This is a genomic window from Myxococcus sp. CA039A, from assembly GCF_013336645.1.
GTDB lineage: Bacteria > Myxococcota > Myxococcia > Myxococcales > Myxococcaceae > Myxococcus > Myxococcus llanfairpwllgwyngyllgogerychwyrndrobwllllantysiliogogogochensis.
In genome coordinates this window covers 1-3,443 of record NZ_JABUMQ010000566.1, presented here as the reverse complement: position 1 = coordinate 3,443, position 3,443 = coordinate 1, and the positions used below count along the sequence as shown (strand labels likewise).

Below are 3,443 nucleotides of genomic sequence, written 5' to 3'. Positions count from 1 at the left end.
GCGCTGGGGCGACGGGGGCGGGGCCTTCTTGATGTCCGTGGCGAGCTGGACCTGCTCCTCGGCGGGCTCGCTCGGGTCCACGTAGAGGAAGCGCGTGCCGCCGACCTCCAGTTCGTCGTTGTCCTTGAGGGCCCTGCGGTTCACCCGCTTCTTGTTGACCTTGATGCCGTTGCGGCTGCCCAGGTCCTCGACGTGGGTGCCGGACCAGTCGCGGCGAATCTTGGCGTGCTTGCGGGAGGTGAGGTCGTCCTTGAGGACGATGTCCGCCTCCTTCTCGTCACGGCCGATGACGAGCTCCTTCGCGTCGGCGATTTCGATGCGCTCGCCTTCGCGCGGGCCGTTCATGATGCGCAGGTAGCGCTCCTCGGCGCTGGACAGCCCCCGCATCACGTCCTTCAGGTTGCCCCGGGCGATGAAGGACGTCTTCTCCGAGTTGACGTCGCCGTTGAGCTCCGTGACGCGATCAAACTTCACGTCGTACTGGGCGATGGCGATGACGTCGCCGTTGCGCAAGAGGCGCTTCTCGCCCTTGGGCAGGGGCTTGCCGTTGATCTGCGTGCCGTAGGCGCTGCCCAGGTCCTCGAGGAAGAAGAGGTTGCCCTCCTGGACGATGCGCGCGTGGTTGCGCGACACCGCCTGCTGGGCGAGCACCACCTGGCAGGACTTGTCCCGTCCCAGGGTGATGACCGAGTCGCCGAGGACGAGCTCAGTGCCCTGGGCTCCGGCCTCGCTGCGCTGCGTGACGGTGAGACGGACGCTCATCGAGGGGGTGGTGGTACGTGCGGGAAACGGCGGGGCATCAGAACGTCGCGTTGCTCAGGTACTTCTCGCACGCCTGATACTCGGTGGGGAACTCTTCCGACGTCGCGTACTTCAGGAAGTTCTTGCAGGCGATTTCCGCGTGCTCGTGCTTGTTGGCGTCCTGGAAGAGCTCGAAGAGCCCGTAGTGGCAGGGGGCGAACTTCGACTCCAGCTTCACGCACTTCTTGTAAGTGGTCTCCTCCTCGGCCAACAGCCCCTTCTCCCGGAACTGGCGGGCCAGCATGAACAGGGCAGGGGCGGAGTTCTCCGCCTGCTGTGTGTCCTTGACCTCCTTGAAGGCCGCGTCCGTGAGCGCCGCCTTGCGCTGGGCCAGCGCGAGGTTGTTGGTGCAGTTGGTCGCCTTGGGATTGAGCTGGGCGCAGTTGGAGAAGGCCTCGCGCGCATCCGCGTAGCGGCTCAGCTCCATCAGCGTGTTGCCGTAGTCATGCCACGCGTCGGGGTTGTTCGGGTCCAACGCCACCGACTGCGCCATGGCCTCCGCCGCATCCTCGAACTGGTCCTCCCCGAAGGCGATGATGCCCAGCGTGTGGTGGGCCGCCGCGAGGTTGGGGTTCACGGCGAGCAGGGTGCGCAGCTCCTTCTTGGCCTCCGTGAACTTGCGCATCTTCATCAGCGTGTACGCCAGGTTGTAGCGCGTATCCAGGTTATCCGGATTTACCTTGAGGGCGCGGCGGAAGTTGTCGTGCGCCTTTCCGTAGGCGCCTTCCTCGTTATAGATGGCGCCGAGGTTCTGGTAGGCCTGGAGGTGCTCCTGGTTGTAGCGGAGCGCCTTGATGAAGTGCTTCTTGGCCTCGTCGTTGTTGCCGTTGGCCATGGCGATGAGACCCTTGTTGACCCACAGGTCGGCGTACTGGGGGGAGAACTCCAGGCCCAGGTCGCAGTACACGTCCGCGCGGACCAGGTCGCCGTTGTGCAGTTCCTGGGTGCACAGCTCGTTGTTGATGAGGGCGCGCTCATGGGGCGGCGGCGTGGTGAGGCAGCCGGCGAGCGGGAGCGTGAGGACCAGGGAAAGCGCGGAGGCGAGGCGGGCAAGACGCATGGCCGGCCGAGTGTAGGAGAGCGCCCCCTCCCGTGCAACGCCCCGGCGGGGCTGAATCCGGGCTGATTTCCGGGGGTTGCACCGGTTAGAGTGGACGCCCATGCGTACCTTGCTCTGCACTCTCACCTTCACCCTGGCCCTGCTTGGGGCCGCCCCGGCTCACGCCCAGTTCGCCAATCGCAGTCTCGGGTTGTCGCTGGGGTACATGGATTTCAACCGCACCAACGGGTTGGATGACGCGTTCTTCGTGGGCATCGACGCCAGCCTCTACATCGAGAACGGCTTCGAGGTGGTGTCCCTGTCGAAGATCGCCTTCCCGCGCGACTCGACGGACCCCAACAACAAGCGCGTGGTGGGCCTGGCCCCGTCCCTGGGCCTGCGCTACCTCCTGCTGGAGGAGAGCATCCGCCCCTACGTCGGCTCCGACATCAGCTACCTCGTGGTCTTCAAGGAGAGCACGAGCAACTTCGTGGGCATCGGTCCCAACGTGGGCGTGGACTTCTTCACGTCCGACTCGGTGAGCGTGGGGTTGCGGGCGCAGTACAACTTCTACATCGCCCTCAACGAGAAGACGCAGACTTCGCTGACGCTGTCCGCGGGCATCTCCGCGTACTTCTAGCGGCTCACCCCAGGGCCCGGGCGCGCGGGGGTTGAGCGCCGCGCGGGGCCTTGGAGGGCAGCAGGGCGGCGGCCACCAGCAAGGTCCACTTCTCGTCGGAGAGGTGGTCTGGCTTCTCCATGGCCAGCGCGTCCTGCAGTCGGGCGCCCAGCGCGGCGAACAGGCGCAGCCGGGCCTCCATCCGGAGCTCCTCGCGGCGCAGGGCGGCGGTGAGCACCAGCTCCCGCTCCTCCGTGGACAGCCGCTTCACGCGCGAGACGAAGAGGGGGTCCGCCAGCAGGCCCTCCTCGCCGGAGGCGTTGATGGCGGAGGGCACCTTCAGCCGCCGCTCGCGTACGACGATGGTGCCGGCCAGCATGTCCCCCAGCCGCTGCTGGGAGCCGGACACGAGCGCGGCCACCCCACCCACGAGGTAGAAGAAGGGGAGCCGGTCCACCGGACGCGCCAGGTTGCGAAGGGCCGCGTGATAGAAGCCGATGCGCACGCCGCTCTCCTGGATGACTCGCAGGGAGAGAGCGCGCTTGCCCACCGTCTGACCGCTCCAGGCCGTCTCCAGGGTGATGCCGTAGCCCCAGTCCACCAGGAAGTAGACGACGATGCCCAGCGCGCTGGCCACGCCGGGAAACGCCGACATGATCAAGCCCAGCCCCATCATCACCGCCAGGCTGACGGTGAGGACGATGACCGCGTCGAGCAGCCACGCCAGGAAGCGTGAATACAGCCCCGCGAGAGTGAAGCGGAACTCCACGTACTCAGGTGTGAGCACCGTGTGGGTGCCGTCCAGCAGGGTGTCTGTGGCCATCGTCACCGGCGCAGTGTAGCCGCGTCCCCGCACCGGCGGGGGTCCTCCGAGGTTGCTCCGGGTATGTCCCGCTGACACCTCCCGCTTCATGCCAGCCCGAACACCAGGCAGGAGGGCGCCAAGGGGGGCGCAGGCGGGCGGCCGACTGTGTTATTCATGGC

General features: G+C 66.7%; 4 protein-coding genes. 1 reads left to right on the top strand and 3 read right to left on the bottom strand.

The genetic code is table 11. The features are described 5' to 3' along the window. On the bottom strand, nt 1–762 hold a 762-nt coding region (locus tag HR086_RS45720; protein WP_141646956.1), incomplete at its 3' end, for an FHA domain-containing protein. A 37-nt stretch (nt 763–799) separates the two neighbouring features. Then, the gene (locus HR086_RS45715) at nt 800–1,861 is read right to left on the bottom strand and encodes a lipopolysaccharide assembly protein LapB (RefSeq protein WP_174457181.1); all 1,062 of its coding nucleotides are present in this window, start codon (nt 1,859–1,861) and stop codon (nt 800–802) included. 100 nt (nt 1,862–1,961) lie between these two features. Here HR086_RS45715 and HR086_RS45710 point away from each other — a divergent pair, with 100 nt between their 5' ends. Continuing rightward, nucleotides 1,962–2,480, top strand: coding sequence for an outer membrane beta-barrel protein (locus tag HR086_RS45710; RefSeq protein WP_141646955.1), 519 nt, complete (start codon nt 1,962–1,964; stop codon nt 2,478–2,480). A gap of 4 nt (nt 2,481–2,484) precedes the next feature. Here the strand turns inward: HR086_RS45710 and HR086_RS45705 are convergent, their stop codons facing one another. Continuing rightward, nucleotides 2,485–3,282, bottom strand: a complete 798-nt coding sequence (locus tag HR086_RS45705; protein WP_174468798.1) for an RDD family protein — start codon at nt 3,280–3,282, stop codon at nt 2,485–2,487. Nucleotides 3,283–3,443 lie beyond the last annotated feature (161 nt).